Annotated in this window: 15 protein-coding genes; 2 read left to right on the top strand and 13 right to left on the bottom strand. The window is 66.3% G+C overall.

The window, feature by feature from the left end:
• Position 1: 1 nt before the first annotated feature.
• Positions 2 to 1,441: a 2-oxo acid dehydrogenase subunit E2 gene (locus tag BZF59_RS07160; protein WP_086607570.1), complete on the bottom strand. Its 1,440-nt coding sequence runs from the start codon at positions 1,439 to 1,441 to the stop codon at positions 2 to 4.
• Between the two features lie 149 nt (positions 1,442 to 1,590).
• Here BZF59_RS07160 and BZF59_RS07155 point away from each other — a divergent pair, with 149 nt between their 5' ends.
• A complete protein-coding gene (locus tag BZF59_RS07155) occupies positions 1,591 to 2,037 on the top strand; it encodes a universal stress protein (RefSeq protein WP_086607569.1) in 447 nt (148 codons plus the stop codon).
• A 7-nt stretch (positions 2,038 to 2,044) separates the two neighbouring features.
• On the opposite strand, the gene rnr is transcribed toward BZF59_RS07155, so the two are convergent.
• The 10 genes from rnr to radA all read right to left on the bottom strand — a co-directional run bounded on the left by rnr (position 2,045) and on the right by radA (position 14,524).
• A complete protein-coding gene (gene rnr / locus BZF59_RS07150) occupies positions 2,045 to 4,315 on the bottom strand; it encodes a ribonuclease R (protein ID WP_086607568.1) in 2,271 nt (756 codons plus the stop codon).
• Between the two features lie 161 nt (positions 4,316 to 4,476).
• On the bottom strand, positions 4,477 to 5,862 hold the full coding sequence (locus BZF59_RS07145; protein ID WP_211277364.1) for a M20/M25/M40 family metallo-hydrolase: 1,386 nt from the start codon (positions 5,860 to 5,862) through the stop codon (positions 4,477 to 4,479).
• Between the two features lie 37 nt (positions 5,863 to 5,899).
• Positions 5,900 to 7,444: an aminoacyl--tRNA ligase-related protein gene (locus tag BZF59_RS07140; RefSeq protein WP_086607567.1), complete on the bottom strand. Its 1,545-nt coding sequence runs from the start codon at positions 7,442 to 7,444 to the stop codon at positions 5,900 to 5,902.
• Between the two features lie 47 nt (positions 7,445 to 7,491).
• Positions 7,492 to 8,070 carry a polyhydroxyalkanoate synthesis repressor PhaR gene (gene phaR / locus BZF59_RS07135; protein WP_086607566.1) on the bottom strand — a complete coding sequence of 193 codons (579 nt, stop codon included), beginning with the start codon at positions 8,068 to 8,070 and terminating at the stop codon, positions 7,492 to 7,494.
• A gap of 87 nt (positions 8,071 to 8,157) precedes the next feature.
• Positions 8,158 to 9,207 carry an alanine racemase gene (gene alr / locus BZF59_RS07130; RefSeq protein WP_086607565.1) on the bottom strand — a complete coding sequence of 350 codons (1,050 nt, stop codon included), beginning with the start codon at positions 9,205 to 9,207 and terminating at the stop codon, positions 8,158 to 8,160.
• Positions 9,200 to 10,459 carry a hypothetical protein gene (locus tag BZF59_RS07125; protein WP_086607564.1) on the bottom strand — a complete coding sequence of 420 codons (1,260 nt, stop codon included), beginning with the start codon at positions 10,457 to 10,459 and terminating at the stop codon, positions 9,200 to 9,202. The genes alr and BZF59_RS07125 overlap by 8 nt, the downstream gene beginning before the upstream one ends.
• Complete coding sequence (locus tag BZF59_RS07120; protein ID WP_086607563.1) at positions 10,456 to 12,102, bottom strand: MFS transporter; 1,647 nt, start codon at positions 12,100 to 12,102, stop codon at positions 10,456 to 10,458. The genes BZF59_RS07125 and BZF59_RS07120 overlap by 4 nt, the downstream gene beginning before the upstream one ends.
• Positions 12,103 to 12,158: 56 nt before the next feature.
• Positions 12,159 to 12,593 (bottom strand): iron-sulfur cluster assembly scaffold protein, encoded by a 435-nt coding sequence (locus BZF59_RS07115; protein ID WP_211277363.1) that lies wholly within the window; start codon positions 12,591 to 12,593, stop codon positions 12,159 to 12,161.
• The gene (locus BZF59_RS07110) at positions 12,590 to 13,144 is read right to left on the bottom strand and encodes a CvpA family protein (RefSeq protein WP_086607562.1); all 555 of its coding nucleotides are present in this window, start codon (positions 13,142 to 13,144) and stop codon (positions 12,590 to 12,592) included. The genes BZF59_RS07115 and BZF59_RS07110 overlap by 4 nt, the downstream gene beginning before the upstream one ends.
• A 12-nt stretch (positions 13,145 to 13,156) precedes the next feature.
• Positions 13,157 to 14,524: a DNA repair protein RadA gene (gene radA / locus BZF59_RS07105; protein WP_086607561.1), complete on the bottom strand. Its 1,368-nt coding sequence runs from the start codon at positions 14,522 to 14,524 to the stop codon at positions 13,157 to 13,159.
• Between the two features lie 73 nt (positions 14,525 to 14,597).
• Here radA and BZF59_RS07100 point away from each other — a divergent pair, with 73 nt between their 5' ends.
• The gene (locus BZF59_RS07100; RefSeq protein ID WP_086607560.1) at positions 14,598 to 16,913 is read left to right on the top strand and encodes a patatin-like protein; all 2,316 of its coding nucleotides are present in this window, start codon (positions 14,598 to 14,600) and stop codon (positions 16,911 to 16,913) included.
• A 10-nt stretch (positions 16,914 to 16,923) separates the two neighbouring features.
• Here BZF59_RS07100 and BZF59_RS07095 read toward each other — a convergent pair whose 3' ends face one another.
• A complete protein-coding gene (locus tag BZF59_RS07095) occupies positions 16,924 to 17,544 on the bottom strand; it encodes a DUF6445 family protein (protein WP_086607559.1) in 621 nt (206 codons plus the stop codon).
• A 10-nt stretch (positions 17,545 to 17,554) separates the two neighbouring features.
• Positions 17,555 to 18,703: a molecular chaperone DnaJ gene (gene dnaJ / locus BZF59_RS07090; RefSeq protein WP_086607558.1), complete on the bottom strand. Its 1,149-nt coding sequence runs from the start codon at positions 18,701 to 18,703 to the stop codon at positions 17,555 to 17,557.
• Between the last annotated feature and the right edge of the window lie 19 nt (positions 18,704 to 18,722).

Genomic DNA, 18,722 nt, shown 5'->3' with positions numbered 1-18,722 from the left:
TTCAGACCACCAGCCCCATCGGGTTCTCGACCAACTGCTTCAGCGCCTCCATCATCTGCGCCCCGTCTGCGCCGTCAATGGCGCGGTGGTCGAAGCTGCCGGTGGCGCTCATCACTGTGGCAGCGACGATCTGGCCGTCCTCGACCCACGGACGCAGCTCGCCCGCGCCGACCGCGAGGATCATCGCCTGCGGCGGGTTGATCACCGCGTCGAACTGCTTGGTGCCGAACATGCCGAGATTCGAAAGGCTCGCCGTGCCGCCCTGGAATTCGTGCGGTTGCAGCTTGCCATCCTTGGCCTTGTTCGCGAGCGCCTTCATCTCGGTGCTGATCTCGGCGAGGCCCTTGCGGCCTGCATCGCGGATGATCGGGGTGATGAGGCCCGAGGGCGCGGCAACCGCGACGGAAATGTCCTGCCGGGTGAATTGCAGCAGCGTGTCGCCCTGGAAGCTGACATTGCACTTGGGCACGCGCTGCAATGCGCGGGCGAGCGCCTTGATCAGCAGATCGTTGACCGACAGCTTCACGCCGTCTGCTTCAAGGCTCTTGTTCAATTCGCCGCGCAGTTTGAGCAGCGCATCCAAGCGGATGTCGACCGTGAGATAGATGTGCGGGATGGTCTGCTTGGCCTCGGTCAACCGGCGGGCGATGACCTTGCGGACATTGTTGAGTTTCTGCTCCTCGAAAGGCGCATCGAGATCCCCCCCGAGGCTGGGGACGGCCACAGGTGCGGGCGCTGCGGCGGCAGCCGGGGCGCTTGTTGCCGGAGCCGGGGCCGCAGCAGGCGCAGCGGCAGGGGGGAAGTTCTCGACATCATCCTTGACGATCCGCCCGTTGGGGCCGGTGGCCTTCACTTGCGCCAGGTCGATACCCTTGTCCGCCGCGATCCGCTTGGCGAGCGGCGAGGCGACGATGCGCTCGCTCGCGCCCGCCTTGTGCGCCCCCGCAGAGGCGGGGGCCTCAGTCGGCTGCGCCCCCCCACCCGAGGTCCCCGCCTGCGCGGGGACACGCGGTTGCGATCCAATCGCGCCTTCGACATCTTCCTTGGTGATCTTGCCCTTGGGGCCGGTGCCGGTGACGCTGGCGAGATCGATCCCGGCCTGCTCGGCTATCTTCTTGGCGGTTGGCGTTGCGGCGGGGCCATCCGTCGCCGGAGCCTCGGCGGCAGGTGCCGGAGCCGGCGCGGGCGCCGCTTCCTCGCCCTCAACCGCAAGCCGCGCAATCACCGCGCCGACCTTCACGCCCTCGGTGCCTTCCTCGATCAGGATCTCTGCGATCACACCTTCATCGACCGCTTCGAATTCCATCGTTGCTTTGTCGGTCTCGATCTCGGCCATGACATCGCCCGAGGATACCGTGTCCCCCACCTTGACTAGCCACTTGGCCAGCGTGCCCTCTTCCATGGTGGGCGACAAAGCCGGCATCTTGATGTCGAGGGCCATGATCCGTTGAAACTCCCGTGTTCGATCCTTGGCCCGTCTCTGGCCAATTCCCTAGCGTCGGGCAAGACCCGGAATGTCCAATCCGCGCGCAAGGCTTGCCAATCCATACGAATGCATTGATACCTCGCAGCCCAACGGGGCCTGACACAATGCGCACATTCCTGGTCATCATCGACGAGAGCGAAGAGGCGACCTCCGCCTTGCGCTATGCCGCGCGCCGGGCGGTGGCCGTTGGCGGCGCGGTGCACCTGCTGGCGCTGGTGCCGCAGCAGAACTTCTCGGCCTTTGGTGCGGTGCAGGCGACGATCGAGGAGGAAGCCCGCGACCGGGCCGAGATGCTGGCGCATGGCGTGGCAGGCAATCTGCTCGCCGAAAGCGGGATCATGCCGACAATCTCGGTCAAGATCGGACAGGGCCAGAAGATCGTCAGCGAGTTTCTGGCAGAACACGCCGAGGTCGCCGCGCTGGTGCTCGGCGCTGCCAAGGGCGCGGCGCCCGGCCCGCTGGTGACGCATTTCTCAGCTGCCGCCGGAAACCTGCCCTGCCCGCTCTACGTCATCCCCGCCGATTACGACGAGACCATGAGCGAGCACTGACGCGGCGCTATTTCCGGCGTCCCTGATGGCGGATATTGCCGGGACGCCCGCGCTTGCCGACGGTGAACTTGCCCGCCTTTTTCGGTGCTCGCCCTGCCCCACCGTTTCGATCGTCTGGCCGATTGCCGCGCGGCTCGATTGCGCCGGCATCGGCATCGGGCAGCACAAACTTCAGCGCGCCGGTGAGCGGATTGGCCTCCGCCAGCTTCAGCTTGAGCCGGTCGCCGCTGGCGAAGGTGGTGCCGCTGTCGGTGCCAACCAGCGCCTGCGCGGCCTCATCATGGCGGAAATATTCGCGGCCTAGCGTCGAGATCGGCACCAGCCCGTCTCCGCCGAGGCCAACGATTGTGGCGAAGAAGCCGAAGGCCTGCACCCCGGTGATGCGGGTGTCGAACACCTCGCCTACTCGTGCAGAGAGCCAGGCTGCGACATAGCGGTCGATGGTGTCGCGCTCGGCCTCCATTGCGCGGCGCTCAGTCTGGCTGATCGCGTCGGAGACCTGCTGCAGGCTCGCGCGGTCGCGGTCGGACAGGCCGGAGGTGGCCGGCATTGAACCCGGCGGGGCGGGCTGTTCGAGCTTGTAGGCGTCGACCAGCGCGCGGTGAACCAGCAGATCGGAATAGCGGCGGATCGGCGAGGTAAAGTGTGCGTAGCTGCCCAGTGACAGCCCGAAGTGCCCCGCATTCGCCGGCCCGTAATAGGCCTGCGTCTGGCTGCGCAGCACCGCCTCCATCACCAGCGCCTTCTCGGCCTCGTCGGTGACGTCCTTGAGCATCCGGTTGAACAGGCCCGGCGTCACCACCTGGCCCAGCGCCAGCTTCTTGCCCATGGTGGCGAGGTAATCGCGCAGCGCGATCAGCTTCTCGCGGCTCGGCGGCTCGTGGACGCGGTAGACGACGGGGGCGGTCTTCGCTTCGAGCGCCTTGGCCGCCGCGACGTTGGCGGCGATCATGAAATCCTCGACCACGCGGTGCGCATCGAGGCGTTCGCGGATGGCGATTTCAGCGATCTGGCCCTTTTCATTGAGCACCACGCGGCGTTCGGGCAGTTCCAGCTCGAGCGGATCGCGGGCATGGCGAGCGGCGGCCAGCGCCTTCCATGCGGCCCATAGGTTGGCGAGGTATTCGGGGGGATTGCCTTCGTCCACCGCCTTCTGCGCATCCTCATAGGCGATGTTGTGCGCGATCCGCACCAGCGCGCGGGTGAAGCGGAAGCTCGAGACCTTGCCATCGGCATTGATGTGGAGGTGACAGGCCATCGCGGCGCGGTCCTCGCCCTCCTTGAGCGAGCAGACATCGGCGCTCAGCACCTCGGGCAGCATCGGTACCACGCGGTCGGGGAAATAGACCGAGTTCCCGCGCTTCCTCGCCTCGCGGTCGAGCGCGGAGCCGGGGCGAACGTAGAAGCTGACATCGGCGATAGCGACGAGCGCGTTGAACCCGCCCTGCCCGTCTGGTTCGGCCGAGATCGCGTCATCGTGATCGCGCGCATCGGCCGGGTCGATGGCGACGATGGGGAGGTGCCTGAGGTCTTCGCGCGCCTTGTCCGACAGCTTGAGCTTGGCGGCGCGCGGGGCCTCTTCCAGCACCTCCTCGGGGAAGATGTACGGGATGTCGTGCTTGGCGATCGCGATCATGCTGAAGGAACGCGGTGCGAGCGGATCGCCGATCACCTCGACCACCTTCACGCCTGCCCTTTCGGAACGCCCTACGCGTTCGGCGATCACAAGCTGTCCCGCCTCGGCCTCGCCGCGATCGGCAATCGGCGTGGACTGGCGCACGCGCTTGTCGACCGGCGCAAGCCACGCCTTGCCGGCCTTGTCGATCTCAACCACGCCCATCAGCCCCTCGGTGCGCGACGGCAGCTTCTTCATCACATGCGCGCGCCAGCCCGTCTCGGTCTCCTCGGTGCGGGCGAGCACCCGGTCACCGCGCTTGAGTGCAGGCGGGCGCTTGACGCCGGGTTTGGGGCGCGGTTCGCGGATGGTGAGGCGCGGCGGCTTGCCGGGGGCCTCGGGGTCCCAATTGTCGGGCTCGGCGATGAGGTCGCCATCGTCGATGTCGACGATCCTGAGCGTGGTGACCTTGGGCACTCCGCCCATGCGGTGAAAGGCGCTCTTCTTTCCGTCGATCAGGCCATCTTCGGCCATGTCCTTGAGCAGGGCCTTTAGCTTGATCTTCTCCTGCCCCTTGAGGCCAAAGGCCTTGGCGATCTCGCGCTTGCCAGCGGGAATGTCGGAGGACTGGATGAAGTCGAGCACCTGTTGCGGTGTCGGCATTCCTTGTGGAAGTTTGGGGGGCTTGGGCATGCCCACCCCTAACCGATCAACTTCGTCATTGCGAGGAGCCTTTAGGCGACGCGGCAATCCATGGCCGAATGCTGCAACAAGCGGCGACGTGGGTTCATGGATTGCTTCGCTTTGCTCGCAATGACGAGGTCCTATTCCTTTGCCACTGGTTCGAACGCGCCGCCGGGGACGGCACTGGAAACGGGTGAGCAGTAGTCGCCCGCACAGGCTGCGACACCGAAAATCCAGTCGTCGCCGCGGACGCCTTCGAGCGTGAACTTTGTCGCGGTTCGCCACGATACGAAGTTGCCGCCTTCGTCGTAGCCGTGGTCGCCCTTCATTTCGATGACCCGCTCCGCTTCCTGAGGCCAAGCTGGCGCATCGGTCGTCCGTTTGAAAATGCGGAACTGGCGACCACCCAGAACCTCGTCCCACTTAAGGTCGGTGTAAGTTTTCACCGCAGCATCCACCGTCACCTTCGGCGGCATCGGCGCGCGGGCGAGCGCATCCAATGCGCGCACGTTCAGTTTCGTCACCCCGGCGAGATAGGCGAAATCCATCTCTTCGATGGTGTCGCCGTAGAACACGCCGTCTTCGGTCCGCAGATCCTGATGCTGGTGGTCGTAATCCTCGACCCCGACGGAAAAGCGGATCGCGGGGTAGCCCTTCTGGAGGAACGGCACCTGATCCCCGCCGCGACCCATGCGGTCGGTGCGCCAAATCTGGCGGACCTGCATTTCGTCAGCGTGTTTATCCGCAAGCCCCGCGACCCAGCGCGACAGGTTGCGTGAGGGGGTGTCGTTCTCGCCGCCGAAGCGGGTCGCGGCGGCGCGCAAAGCATCGGTCAGATCGGCGCGCGGGCCTTCGGAGAACACGCGTACCGCCTTGGGCTCGCAATAGCCGTCCTTCCCGCAGGAATTGCCGACGATGTCGTTGTTGAGCACCGCCTTGACGGTGAAGCCCTGCGCCTCGGCCCAGTCGGCGAGAATCCGCCCGCCGAACAGGCCCTGCTCCTCGCCCGAGAGCAGCGCGTAGATGATGGTTGAGGGGTATTTCGTCCCGCTCAGCACACGCGCCGCTTCGAGCACTAGTGCAGAACCCGAACCATCGTCATTCGCGCCGGGCGCGTCGCTGGTGAAATCGAGCGCATCGGAGACGCGGCTGTCGATGTGGCCCTGCACGATCACGACTTCATTGGGCCGCTCGGTGCCGCGCTGGATCGCGACCGCATTGCGCACCAGCGTCGGCGTCGGGATGCGGCGACCATCGGGCTGGATCACCTCGCCGACCGGCATGACTTCGAGGCAATTGTCGCACTTCGCGCCGATGCGACGGAATTCATCGAGGGCCCAGTTCACCGCCGCGCCGATCCCGCGCTGCGGATCGTCCTGCGAAGACAGCGTGTGGCGGGTGCCGAAGCCGACCAGCGTTTCGACGTCGGCCCTTAGCCGGTCTTCGGTGACCTGTTCGGCGGGATGGGTCTGGGCGGCGAGCGGTGCGGCCGCGAGGGCGGCAAGCAAAAGGGCACGTTTGATCATGCCCCCTGTCTGCCAACCCCTGCCGGTCGGCGCAAGCCTAGTAGGCGCGCGCCACCAGAATGCGCTCGACCGCCGGTTCGCCGGTGAAGATGCAAGTGCCGCTCGCCGCATCGCCGCCGCGCGGGACATTGCGGATGGTGAGCTTCACCGCCTTCAGCTTTTCGACCACCGCATCGAGCGCCGCGCCGGTGGGTTTGGCCCACTCGACCTCGACCCAGCCGGGATATTTCCCGCCCTTCTCGAAGTGATCGACCACAGCCGCCCAATTGGTGAGGCCACGGGTGATATTGGCATCGCGCCGGGCGCGGGCTTCTTCATAAAGCGAGGACTGAATCTCTTCGAGCAGCGCTCCGGCTCCGGCCACGAAATCGCCATGCGCAGGATAGGTGAAGGCGGGCTTGCCGTTCTCGGCGTTCCACAGCTTGTCGCGGCGCAGGACAGCGACCTTGCCTTCGGCCATGTCGCGCGGGCCGACTTCGATGATGACGGGCGCGCCCTTGCGGACCCAGTCCCAGCGCTTGGCAGCCGACTTGCCGGGCTTGGTGTCAAGCAGCACGCGGATGCGCTCACCCAGCGCGGTCTGCGCGGCGAGCGCGGCGCGCACCTGATCGCAATAGGCGATCAGCTCGGCATCTTCGGGAGCCTCGCGCAGCATCGGGATAATGATGATCTGCTGCGGCGCGATCGCGGGCGGGACGCGCAGCCCGTCATCGTCGCCGTGAGTCATGATCACCCCGCCGATCAGCCGGGTCGAGACCCCCCAGCTGGTGGTGTGGCAATATTGCTGGCTACCCTCGCGGTCCTGAAACTGGATGCCCGCGGCGTGAGCGAAATTGGTGCCGAGGTAATGGCTGGTACCAGCTTGCAGCGCCTTGCCGTCCTGCATCATCGCTTCGATCGACCAGGTCTCGACAGCGCCGGGGAACCGTTCGTTCTCGGGCTTCTCGCCCGCAATCACGGGGAGCGCGAGATCATCCTCCGCACAGGCGCGGTACATTTCAAGCGCGCGGTGCGTTTCGGCGAGTGCCTGTTCGCGGTTTTCGTGCGCAGTATGGCCTTCCTGCCAAAGGAATTCGCTGGTGCGCAGGAACATTCGCGTGCGCATTTCCCAGCGCACCACGTTGGCCCACTGGTTGGTCAGCAGCGGCAGGTCGCGCCACGACTGGATCCAGCGCGCCATGGCATCGCCGATAATCGTTTCCGAGGTGGGGCGCACCACCAGCGGCTCTTCCAGCTTCGCCTCGGGATCGGGGATCAGCCCGCCCTTCCCGTCCGAAATCAGGCGGTGGTGCGTGACGACCGCCATTTCCTTGGCAAAGCCTTCGACATGTTCCGCCTCGCGGGTGAAGTTGGCCAGCGGGATGAACAGCGGAAAGTAGCAGTTCTGGACGCCCGCAGCCTTGATCCGGTCGTCCATCAACCGCTGAATACGTTCCCAGATGCCGTAGCCCCACGGCTTGATTACCATGCAGCCGCGCACGCCGGATTCCTCGGCGAGATCGGCGGCGGAGATGACTTCCTGATACCACTTGGCGAAATCGTCGGCACGCTTGAGGGTAAGCGCGTGGCGGATCTGGGACACGTCGGGGCTTTCTGACTGGAGTTGAAATTTGGCCCGCGCCCTTCGGGCTATTTGCTGAGCTCGTCCAGCTTCTTTTGCATTGCCGCCATCTGTTCGCGCAGCACAGCGATCTCGTCGGGTGCTTCGCTGGCAGCCGGCTTGGGCTTGTCCTTCGCCTTGCCCATGCCCGGCATGAACACATCGGCCGCCGCGCGCATCATCGCCATGTTGGTTTCGTGCAGCGCAGCAAAGGGCGTCGCGCTGATGCCCTTTTCGAAGGCTTCGCGGATCTTCGACTGGTTTTCGCGGAAATTGGTCATGCTGGCTTCGAGATAGGACGGCATCATCGCCTGCATCGAATTGCCATACATCCCGATCAGCTGCCTGAGGAAGCTGACGGGAAGCATCTGCTGCCCGCCGCTGGCTTCCTCGTCCATGATGATCTGGGTCAGGATCTGGTGGGTGATGTCATCCCCGGTCTTGGCGTCGAGCACCTGGAACTCGACATTCTCGCGCACCATTTTTGCAAGGTCTTCCAGCGTGATATAGCTGGAAGAGGCGGTGTTGTAGAGCCGCCGGTTGGCGTATTTCTTGATGATGATGGCATCGCCTGCTTCGCCCGATGCCGCTTTCGCCCTGCCAACCATTATGTTCGCGTTCCCGTCGATTGATCCCGATGAGGATCTTCTTAGCACCTGCACACATTGCAGTGCAATAAGCACCGCTCGCAGCGGCTAACGCGGACGCAATCTTTGCCCGATGACCGTCAGCATTTCGTAAGGTGACAGGCCGTTTTGCTGTGCAGCATCGGTGATGTCCCAAGGCACCTCGACCCACTCCCCGGCCCGGCAATCGGGCGCGGCGGAGAGATCGATCACCACCATGTCCATCGACACTTTGCCGAGGATCGGCAGCCGTCGCCCTTCGTGCCACAGCGCATTGCCGGGGCCGCGCGCGCGCAGGAAGCCGTCGGCATAGCCGATCGAGACCGTGCCCACCCGCATGTGGGTGTTGGCGATGAAGGTGGCATTGTAGCCCACGCCCTCGCCCGGCGCGATCTGGCGGCATTGCAGCACCTGCGCCTCGACACGGGCGACCGGGCGAATGTGCCCCACCAGTTCTTCGCGCGGCACGCCGCCGTAGAGCGCAATGCCCGGCCGCGTCAGATCGAAGGCGAAATCCGCCCCCAGCCCGACACCTGCACTGTTGGCGAGGCTGAGCCACCGGTGGGGGATGGCATCCGCCGCTTCGCGCAGCAACTCGGCCTGCATCCGGTTCATCGCGGTGCGCTCGTCCGCGCTGGCGAGGTGGCTCATCAGCACGTCGATCTCGAGCGCGGCGACGCGGGGGTCGCTCGCCTCGGCGGGCGCGATACCGAGGCGGTTGATCCCGGTGTCGACCATCAGATGGCACAGCCCGCCCCCGCTCGCCATCCAGCGTTCGGCCTGATCGAGCGAGTTGATCACCGGCACCACCCCCGTGGCGCGAGCATAGGCGCACTCGGCATCGGAGAGCACCCCGTGCAGCACTGCCACCTGCGCGCCAGGGACATGCCGGATCACGCCTGCGACTTCGCTCCAGTGCGCGACGAAAAACGCCTCGCACCCGGCATCGCGCAGCACCGGAACGCAGGCGTCGACGCCAAGGCCATAGGCATCCGCCTTGACCGCCGCACCGGCACGCGCCGGGCCGGACAGCGCATCGAGCGCGCGCCAGTTGGCCGCCAGCGCTTCCAGATCGGGCGTCAGGCGCAGGGTCGCCGGCGGAGGAAGAAGGTCAGTCACGCGGTGATGCTTCCGCAGCTTCGTCCATCCAGCCCCTCAGCGCGGGGCGATAGCGTTCGGGCAGCGGCCGATAGTCGCCGCCGACCTCTGCAGCGAGCCGACGGCGGGTTTCGGGGTCGAACACGCGTGTGCCGACCATCGCCCGACTATCGTCCTGCAATTCCAGCCAGGCGCTCGACAGGATGCCCGGCGGATCCAGCCGCACGGCCTCGACGAAACCGGCTTCATCGCCCATGCACTTGGCCATCCGCAGCCTGATCTCGCCATTGCTGCGCGTCCAGACCACGTAAGGATCGACCGGCTGACGGCGCCGGGAGTTGACCAACCGCACGAAGGGTGCGGCAGCCTCGGGCGAGGAAGTGTGGTGGAGGGCGCAGGCCATGATCCAGCTGAATTCGCGCATGCTGCCGGGAATCTGGTAAAAATCTGCATCAGTATCACTGCGTTGCCAATCACTGAGCAGCGGCGTCATTACTTGCAGCGCCTCTTCCCCGCGTCCGGCTTCAGCCAGAAAGGCGGCGTGATTGGTCAGCGAATTGGGGAGATATTCCTCCGCGATCGGAAAGCGCGCGATCAGATCGCGCAAGCTATCCGCGCCTGCCGAGGGTCCGTCGCGCAGGGCATCAAGATAGGCGACGCGCGAGAGCATCAGCGACATCTCGAAATCGCCGTCGAACCGCTCGGGTGCCTTGCGCCGCGCCGCATCCAGCCGCGCCAGATCGGTGATGATCACAGCGCGCGCCTGCTGATAGTCGCCGGCATTGGCTGCGGTGCGCGAGGTGACGAAGGCGCGCGCGGCACGCGACGACATCAGCGGCGCATAGGTGTAATCCGCCAGCGCCTGCGACATCGGCGTGCGGCGCACCTCGTCTCGCAGGATCGACAGATCATCGCCCCAGCGCATCTCGGCCGCGGGCCAGAACGGCGCGAACGGGCGATAGGCGAGGAAGGCCAGTGCGCGCTCTACCGTATTGACCGGGATCGCCTCTGCAATCGCAGGTTCATCGAGGCAAAGGATCAGCCGGGCGGGCTGCCCCGGCTCGGCCGTGAAGGCGATGCGGTCGATGCCGATCCGCTGGTCAGGCAGCACAATCGCTTCGGGGCCGCAGTGCGCCTTGTGCAGCGCCAATGCGACAGGCGGCGGGCGGAAGACGGGAGGCGGCGGCGAGGCTTGCTGGGCGGCAAGGCTGCCCGGTGCCAGAGCCGCAACGAGCGCGATTGCGGCGCAAAAGACGGTCTGCGTCAGCTTCATGCCGGGCTGTCCGTGTCGTCGGCAAAATCGCGCGGTGGGCCGCCCGGAATGCCCCACCAGGCCACCAGCAGCCCGAACGCGACCACAACCCAAGTGTACCACAGCCCGGCGTAAATATCGCCGGTGCGCGCCACGATTACCCCTGCAATCAGCGGCAGGAACCCGCCGAGATAGCCCGCTCCGATGTGATAGGGGATCGACATCGAGGAATAGCGGATGCGCGGCGGGAACATCTCGCTCAGCAGCGCGGCGACCGAGCCGTAGGTCAGCGCCGAGAGCATCCCCAGCGCCAGCAGCACCGCAACGATGCCGATCACGTTGGCGGCAGGCGGCTGCTGCTTGCTGAAATCGAAGCCATAGGTGCCCAGCGCGGTCTGCATCCCCGCCTTGCGCGCCGCGCCATCGACGAACCATGCCGGATCGACCGCCACCGGATTGCCGCCGACCTTGATGCTGACCGTGTCGCCCGAAGTGAGGGTATAGGCGACCCCCGATGCGGTGAGCGTTTCGAGCACCTTGCCGCAATCGGTCTGGTCGCGCTGGAACATCTCGGCAAAGGGATCGGTCTCGCAAGCCGGGCCGCTGACGACCACCGGGTTGCGCTCCGCCGCTTCGGCCAGCGCGGGGTTGGCGAAGCTGCCCATCAACCAGAACAGCGGGAACAGCAGAACCAGCGACAAGGCGGCACCGATCACGATCGGCAGCTTGCGCCCGACCCGGTCGGACCATTTGCCGATGATGACGTAGAAGCTCATCACGATCAGGCCCGACACCAGCAGCACCAGCTCCACCGTCAGGTCAGCGACATGCATCGGCCCGCGCAGAAAGCTCATCGCTGAGAAGAAGCCGGTGTACCAGATCGTGGTCAGGATGCCGGTAATGCCGAACAGCGCCACGAACAGCCGCTTGGGATTGCCGGGGTAGGTCATGCTTTCAACGAAGGGGTTGCCGCTCGTCTCGCCTGCCGCCTTCATCGCCTGAAACACCGGGCTTTCGGAGAGCTTGAGGCGCATCCACAGCGAGATCGCCAGCAGCGCGATCGACAGCAGGAACGGCACGCGCCAGCCCCACGCGGCGAAGGCGTCAGCCGGGATCAGTGCGCGGCAGGCGAGCACCACGATGATCGAGAGCACGAACCCTCCCGCCACGCTCGCCTGGATGAAGCTGGTGTAGTAGCCGCGCTTTTCGGGCGGGGCGTGCTCGGCCACATAGATCGCCGCACCGCCATATTCGCCGCCCAACGCAAGGCCCTGAAGTACGCGCAGCAGGATGACGATGATCGGCGCGGCCATGCCGATGGTATCGACCGTGGGGATCAGTCCGACGCCCGCCGTCGCTATCCCCATCAAGGTCACCGTGACAAGGAAGGTGTATTTGCGCCCCAGCCGATCACCCAGAAAACCGAACAGCACCGCACCCAGTGGCCGAAAGGCGAAGCCCACCGCGAAGGTCGACCAGACCAGCAGCAAACCCAGCGTCTCGTTGTCGGTCGCGTAGAAGGCGTCCTTGAGGATATACGCGAGCGTGCCGTAGATGAAGAAATCATACCATTCGAAGATCGTGCCCGCGCTCGACGCGCCGATCACCAGGCGGATTTCCTTCTCGGACGGCTCGCGGTCTGCGAGCGCCTGCGCCTCACCCATGTCTCACCATCCCCTTGGCCCGTGCGGGCGGATTGCTTGTGCTCGTGTCCCTAGCGTCAGGAGGCGGCTTGCGAAAGCGCCGCGCTGGCGGCCTTCCACGGCAAGAGCAGCGCCCCATGGCGGCCCGGATGGTCGCGCGCGGGGGTCAGCGCCGCAATGCTCGGCCAAAGTGGTAACTCCCCCTCGCCCGCCAGCCAGCGCTCGAGCCCCGTGGCGGTCAGGCGGACATGGCCCGGATTATCGCCCCTGATTGCCTGCGCCATCACTGCGGCGGAGGCCTGCCCGATCGCGCAGGCGCTGATGTTGATGCCGACTGCAGACACAAGCCCATCATCGTCGATCGCCAGCCCCAGCGCAATCACGCTTCCGCAGGTGCGCGAGCGCTCTTCGGCGCGCAGGGGTAGATCGCTTGTAAGGGGAAAGTCGGCAAGGCCGGTGGCAAGGCCAAGCAGTTCGGGTGAATAGAGCTTCGACGAGACGCGCGCGCTCACTTGACGAGGCGCCCCGCCCTCGCTGCGGCCGCCTCCTGCTGTTCGGATTCGCTGCGTAGCCGTTCGCGACGCTGAGCGATTGCCGGGAGCAATTGGCGCGAGAAGCGATCGGCGGCGTCATAGGTGCGCGCCTGCGTGATCCATTGCGGGCGGCCCTTGTAGCCCCAGCTGTCATCGAAGCCGGTCACCAGCAAGGCAAAGGCGAAGACCGCGATCAGCACGCCCTTGACCGCGCCGAAACCGAACCCCAGCACCCGGTCGACCGGCCCCAGCACGGCCCCGTCCGACGGGCCGCTGGCCGTGCCGATAATGACCTTCATCGCCGCATAGGGGATCAGCAGAAGCAGCACGAAGGCGAGCAGCGAATCCGCCGGTTCGACCGGATAGAATGTGCGCAAGCCCTGCGTCAGCGCCGGGTGCATAAAATGAACGGCGAAGGCCGCCATCACCCAGGCAGCAAGGCTCAGCACCTCCTGCACCAGTCCGCGCATGAACCCACCGATCGCGGCGACGCCGACGATGATGGCAATGATGATATCGAGACCGCCCATGAGAGACGTGATCTATGCGCTGCCCATCACCTGGTCAACGACGTTCGCAAGCGCAGCAAGCCCGCGATAATCTGCGGACCTGTCACCCGTTGCCGCGCCTGCTGGACCATAGCAGCGCGAAAAGCCGAGCTTGGCCGCCTCGCGCAGACGCAATGGCGCGTGGGCGACGGGGCGAATCTCGCCCGCAAGGCTGACCTCCCCGAACCACGCCGCCTTGTCCGGCAGCGGCCGGTCAGCCAACGCTGAGACAAGCGCGGCGGCCACCGCCAGATCGGCCGCCGGGTCGGTCAGACGGTAGCCCCCGGCGATGTTGAGATAGACTTCCGCCGAGGAAAAATTCAGCCCGCAGCGCGATTCCAGCACCGCGAGCAGCATGGCGAGCCGCCCATTGTCCCACCCGACCACCGCCCGGCGCGGGGTCGCGCCCGATTGCAGCCGCACGATCAGTGCCTGGATTTCGACCAGCACGGGCCGCGTGCCCTCCAGCGCCGGGAACACCGCGCTGCCCGCCAGCGGAGTGTCGCGCCCCGACAGGAACAGCAGAGAAGGGTTGGCGACCTCCTCCAGCCCCTCGGTCGCCATCGCGAAGACTCCGATCTCGTCGACCGCGCCGAAGCGGTTCTTGAGCGCGCGCAGGATGCGATACTGGTGCGAGCGTTCGCCCTCGAAACTCATCACTACGTCGACCATGTGTTCGAGCACGCGCGGCCCGGCGATTGTCCCGTCTTTGGTGACATGGCCGACCAGCACCACCACGCAGCCGCTCTCCTTGGCGTAGCGGATCAGTTCGAGCGCGCAGCCGCGCACCTGGCTGACGGTGCCGGGCGCGCCCTCGATGGTATCGGAATGCATGGTCTGGATCGAATCGATCACCAGCAACGCGGGCGGCTCGCCGTTCCCCAAGGTCGTCAGAATATCGCGCACCGAGGTTTCCGAGGCGAGCCGGATCGGCGCGTCGGCCACGCCCATGCGGCTTGCGCGCAGGCGCACCTGTCCGGCGGCTTCCTCGCCGCTGACATAGACTACATCATTGCCGCCGCGCGCGATCGTGGCGGCGCATTGCAGCAGCAGGGTCGACTTGCCGATGCCGGGGTCGCCGCCCAGCAGCACAGCGGAACCCGGAACCAGCCCGCCGCCCAGCGCGCGGTCGAATTCGGCCATCCCCGTGGACTTCCTGACCGGAAGCTTCGTCGGCGCATTGAGCGGCTCGAACGCGACCGCGCGCCCTCCGCTCGAAAGGTCGTGCTTCTGCGAGAACACCGTCGCAGGCACATCCTCGACCAGCGTGTTCCACTGCGCGCAATCGGCGCATTGTCCCTGCCAGCGGTGCGAGACGCTGCCGCATTCCTGACACACGTAACGGCGTTTCGTCTTGGCCATAGCCGCACCCCATATCGAGAACAGATGACGAACGCAATTGCATTGGTCGCGTCTTCCCCGCTAGACAAGACGCATGCACCAGAAGGAACTGCGCCTTGCCCTTGTCTGCTACGGCGGTGTCAGCCTTGCGGTCTATATGCACGGCATCACCAAGGAGGTGTGGCACCTCGCCCGCGCCAGCCGCGCGTTCCACCATCCCGCAGCGGTGCAGCTGGATGGCGTGGCGGCGGCCTATCGCGATTTCCTGGGAGAGCTGGAACGCGAGTCGGGCCTGCGCCTCAGGGTGCTGCCCGATATCCTCACCGGGGCGAGCGCGGGCGGGATCAACGCGGTGTTCCTCGCCCAGGCGCTCCACGCCGGCCATTCGCTCGAGCCGCTTACCGACCTGTGGCTCACCAATGCCGACGTCAGTGAGCTGACCGATCCCGATGCCGAGCCGGGATGGCGCTATGGCAAGCTATGGGCGCAGCCGATCGCCGAATGGTTCCTGTCCCGCCCCGGAAACGCGGTGAGCGCCACGGTCTCGCTCGAAACCCGCGCCGAGGTGCGGGCCAAGGTCTCGCGTCTGGTGCGCGGGCGCTGGTTCAACCCGCCATTTTCGGGCGCGCGCTTTTCGGCCATGCTTTACGAGGCGTTCTGCAAGATGGCCGAGGAAGGCGACGGAGTGCCACTGCTGCCGACGGGCTATCCGGTCGATCTGGTCGTCACCGCCACCGATTTTCGTGGCCATCCCGAAACCTTGCGACTCAATTCCCCGCTGCAGGTCGACGAGACCGAGCATCGCCTGCCGATCACTTTCCGGGCCCGCGTGGGCGAGACCGGCAAACAGGGGCTGGCCGACAGCCTCGAACTGGTGCTGGCTGCGCGCGCGACGGCGAGCTTTCCGGGGGCCTTCCCGCCGCTCACCCTCGCCGAGATCGACGCGCTGGCGGCGGCCGAGGGCCATCACTGGGCAGGGCGCGGGGCCTTCCTGTCGCGGATCATGCCCGCCCATGTCGCACGCGGCACGGTGGACGAGGTCGCGCTGATCGACGGGGCGGTGCTGGTCAACGCGCCGTTCGGCGCGGCGCTTTCGGCGCTCCACGGCCGCCCGGCCCAACGCGAGGTCGACCGGCGGTTCGTCTATCTCGACCCGCGCCCCGACGGCGCCGGCCCCGCGCCCGGCACGCGCACCCGCGAGATCGGGTTCTTCGGTGCGATCTTCGGCTCGCTCTCCACCATTCCGCGCGAACAGCCGATCCGCGACGATCTGGAGCGGATCGAGCAGCAATCGCGCGATGCGGCGCGGCTGAAGCGGATCATCATGGATTTGCAGCCCGACATCGACCGCGCGGTGGAGAAGCTGTTCGGGTTCACCTTCCTGCTCGACCGGCCCACGCCCAAGCGGCTTGCGGGATGGCGCGCCAAAGCGCAGCAGGCCGCCGCCGAGCGAGCGGGCTATGCCTTCGGGGCCTATGCGCTGACCAAGTTCGACGCGATCCTCGATCAACTGGCCCGGTTGACTCTGAAAGCCGCCGCATCTTCGCGCGGCGATCCGGTGCCGCTGATCCATGCGCTGCGCTGCGAGCTGGAGGCGCGCGGGCTGGATCAGTTGACCGATGCCCAAGGCGGCGCGACTGCCGCTGCGATCGCCTTCTTCCGCGCCCACGACACCGGCTTCCGCATGCGCCGCCTGCAATTGCTCGCTCGCAAACTGGCGCGCGACTGGCAGGTCGATCCGTCGATTTCCGAGGATGCGCTCGACCGTGCGCGGGAGCGGATCTACGAAATCCTCTTGCTCTACAGCCGCGCCGACGAGGATGTGCTGCATTCCCCCGCCTTTCGCGAATTGGCGGTGGGCGCGGTGCAGCATCCCGGTGCGGTGCTCGATTTCCTCGCCGCCGAGCGCCTTCTCCCCGCCACCGATCTGGCCGCCGAAGAGCTGCTGATCGACGCGCTGGAGGACATGCCGAAGGATCTGAAACGCCGGATGCTGCTGACCTATCTCGGCTTCCCCTTCTACGACGTCGCCACCCTGCCCCTCTCCCGGCGCGAGGGGCTGGACGAATACAACCCGGTCAAGATCGACCGTATCTCCCCGGATGATGCGCTCAGTATCCGCGAAGGCGGCACCGCGGCGACCTTGCGCGGGATCGAGTTCTACAATTTTGGCGCTTTCTTCAGCCGCGACTACCGCGAGAACGACTACCTGTGGGGGCGGCTCCACGGTGCGGAGCGGATGATCGATCTGGTCGCCTCGACCGCCACGGGCGCGCTGCGGGCCGAGACGATCGCTGCGGGAAAGCGTGCGGTGTTTCTTGCCATCCTTGAGGAAGAGGAGATCGCCGGACGCTGTCAACGCGGGCTGATCGAACAGGTGCGCATGGAGGTGCGCGAGCGGATGGGCTAGGCGCGCGCCTCTATGTCCGGGGAGCAAAGAACAGCAGCATCACTAGCCGCGCATCCTCCGGCGTCGTGCCGAAACCGGGGGCAGCGTTGTGGTACTGCCATGGCGAGAACAGCAGCAGCCGGTTGAACCGGGCGGGAATGCGCAGAGTGCGTTCCCATTTCGCGGGGCTGGCGGTGTCCTTGTTCACCACTTCTTCGACCAGCGCGTTGATGTCGCCGTAGCCCGAGGCGGCGATTTTGACCGGATCCTGCGGCACGGCTTCGAGCCCGGTGCGGCGGTGGCGGAAGAAATCGGTGCCCCCGGCATCGGGCCGCGCGCAGTCCTCGGGTCGCGAGAGGTAGAGGATGCCCGAATAGGCCGCCGGGTCGATATGCACCCCGCTCCGTCCCTTGTCGGCCTTGCGGGTGAGGCGGCAATGGCCGTGCTGGGTGCCGGGCGCGGGGCCGAGTTTCACGCTGAGCAGCCGCGACACCGCTTCATCGACAGCGCCCGTGTCGAGCGCGGTGGAAGAATTGAGCCCCGGAAAATTGCCGTGCTGGCGCGCCGGATCGTAGTCCAGCGCCAGGGCGGCACGGCGCGCGGCCCACGGGTCTTTGAGGAAATCGTCGACGATCAGGAGCGAGGGCAGCATCGCGCGCGCCTCAACCCCCGAAGGCGTCTTTCAGCTTGTCGAAGAAACCGCGGCTTTCGGGGCATTCGTCACCGGTCTCGGTGGCCTTGAATTCCTCGAGGATTTCCTTCTGGCGGCGGCTGAGCTTCGTCGGCGTTTCGACCACGATTTCCGCCACCAGATCGCCCCGCCCGCGCCCTTGCAGCACCGGCATCCCGGCGCCGCGCACGCGTAGCTGCTTGCCCGACTGGATCCCGGCCGGAATTTCGAGCCGGTTGGTCGAGCCATCGAGATCGGGAATTTCGACACAGCCGCCCAGCGCCGCGGTGGTGAAGCTCACCGGCACGCGCGTGAGCAGCGCGGTGCCCTCGCGCTCGAACACGGGGTGGGGCTTTACATGAAGGAAAATGTAGAGATCGCCCGCCGGCGCGCCGCGCTGGCCAGCCTCGCCCTTGCCGGACAAGCGGATGCGGGTGCCGGTGTCGACCCCGGTGGGGATATCCACCTTCAAGGTCTGGGCCTTGTCCACGCGGCCCTCGCCCCGGCAGGCGCGGCAGGGGTTTTCGATCACCGTGCCGCGGCCCGAACAGGTCGGGCACGGGCGTTCAATCACGAACAGACCCTGCTTGGCGCGCACGCTCCCCATGCCGTGGCACAGGTTGCATTGGCGTTCGGAGGTGCCAGGTGTCGCGCCGGTGCCGTCGCAGGTGTCGCATGACTGGCTGACTTCGATCTCGATTTCGGTCGACTTGCCGTGGAACGCCTCTTCGAGCGTGACCTGCATGTCGTAGCGAAGATCGGCCCCGCGGCGGGTCTGCGCGCGCTGACCGCCGCCGCCGCCGAAGGCGCCGCCGAAGATCGTCTCGAAGATATCGCCGATATCGGCGAAGCCATCCGGCCCACGCCCGCCACCGAAGGGCCCACCGCCCCCGCCGCCGTTCATGCCCTGCGTAAAGGCCTCATGCCCGTAGCGATCATAGGCCGCGCGCTTCTGCGGGTCCTTGAGGCAGTCATACGCCTCGTTGATCGCCTTGAACTTGGCCTCGCATGTGGCATCGCCCGGATTGCGATCCGGGTGAAACTTCATTGCGAGCTTGCGATAGGCGCTCTTGAGCGTCGCGCCGTCGGCGTCGCGGGCGCATTCGAGCGTGGCGTAGTAATCGAGCTGGGCGCTGGACATGATTTTGACCTATTCCCCG

The sequence above is a fragment of the Erythrobacter donghaensis genome (genome assembly GCF_002155425.1).
Taxonomy (GTDB): Bacteria; Pseudomonadota; Alphaproteobacteria; order Sphingomonadales; family Sphingomonadaceae; genus Erythrobacter; species Erythrobacter donghaensis.
Note: the sequence above shows the minus strand (reverse complement) of the source record. Positions and strands in the feature narration are given on the sequence as shown.

What these genes read in the sequence shown, in the direction of transcription:
- BZF59_RS07160 (WP_086607570.1), bottom strand. Translation starts at nt 1,441, where the DNA reads ATGGCCCTCGACATCAAGATGCCGGCTTTGTCGCCCACCATGGAAGAG.
- BZF59_RS07155 (WP_086607569.1), top strand. Translation starts at nt 1,591, where the DNA reads ATGCGCACATTCCTGGTCATCATCGACGAGAGCGAAGAGGCGACCTCC.
- rnr (WP_086607568.1), bottom strand. Translation starts at nt 4,315, where the DNA reads ATGCCGACACCGCAACAGGTGCTCGACTTCATCCAGTCCTCCGACATT.
- BZF59_RS07145 (WP_211277364.1), bottom strand. Translation starts at nt 5,862, where the DNA reads ATGATCAAACGTGCCCTTTTGCTTGCCGCCCTCGCGGCCGCACCGCTC.
- phaR (WP_086607566.1), bottom strand. Translation starts at nt 8,070, where the DNA reads ATGGTTGGCAGGGCGAAAGCGGCATCGGGCGAAGCAGGCGATGCCATC.
- BZF59_RS07125 (WP_086607564.1), bottom strand. Translation starts at nt 10,459, where the DNA reads ATGAAGCTGACGCAGACCGTCTTTTGCGCCGCAATCGCGCTCGTTGCG.
- BZF59_RS07120 (WP_086607563.1), bottom strand. Translation starts at nt 12,102, where the DNA reads ATGGGTGAGGCGCAGGCGCTCGCAGACCGCGAGCCGTCCGAGAAGGAA.
- BZF59_RS07110 (WP_086607562.1), bottom strand. Translation starts at nt 13,144, where the DNA reads ATGGGCGGTCTCGATATCATCATTGCCATCATCGTCGGCGTCGCCGCG.
- radA (WP_086607561.1), bottom strand. Translation starts at nt 14,524, where the DNA reads ATGGCCAAGACGAAACGCCGTTACGTGTGTCAGGAATGCGGCAGCGTC.
- BZF59_RS07100 (WP_086607560.1), top strand. Translation starts at nt 14,598, where the DNA reads ATGCACCAGAAGGAACTGCGCCTTGCCCTTGTCTGCTACGGCGGTGTC.
- BZF59_RS07095 (WP_086607559.1), bottom strand. Translation starts at nt 17,544, where the DNA reads ATGCTGCCCTCGCTCCTGATCGTCGACGATTTCCTCAAAGACCCGTGG.
- dnaJ (WP_086607558.1), bottom strand. Translation starts at nt 18,703, where the DNA reads ATGTCCAGCGCCCAGCTCGATTACTACGCCACGCTCGAATGCGCCCGC.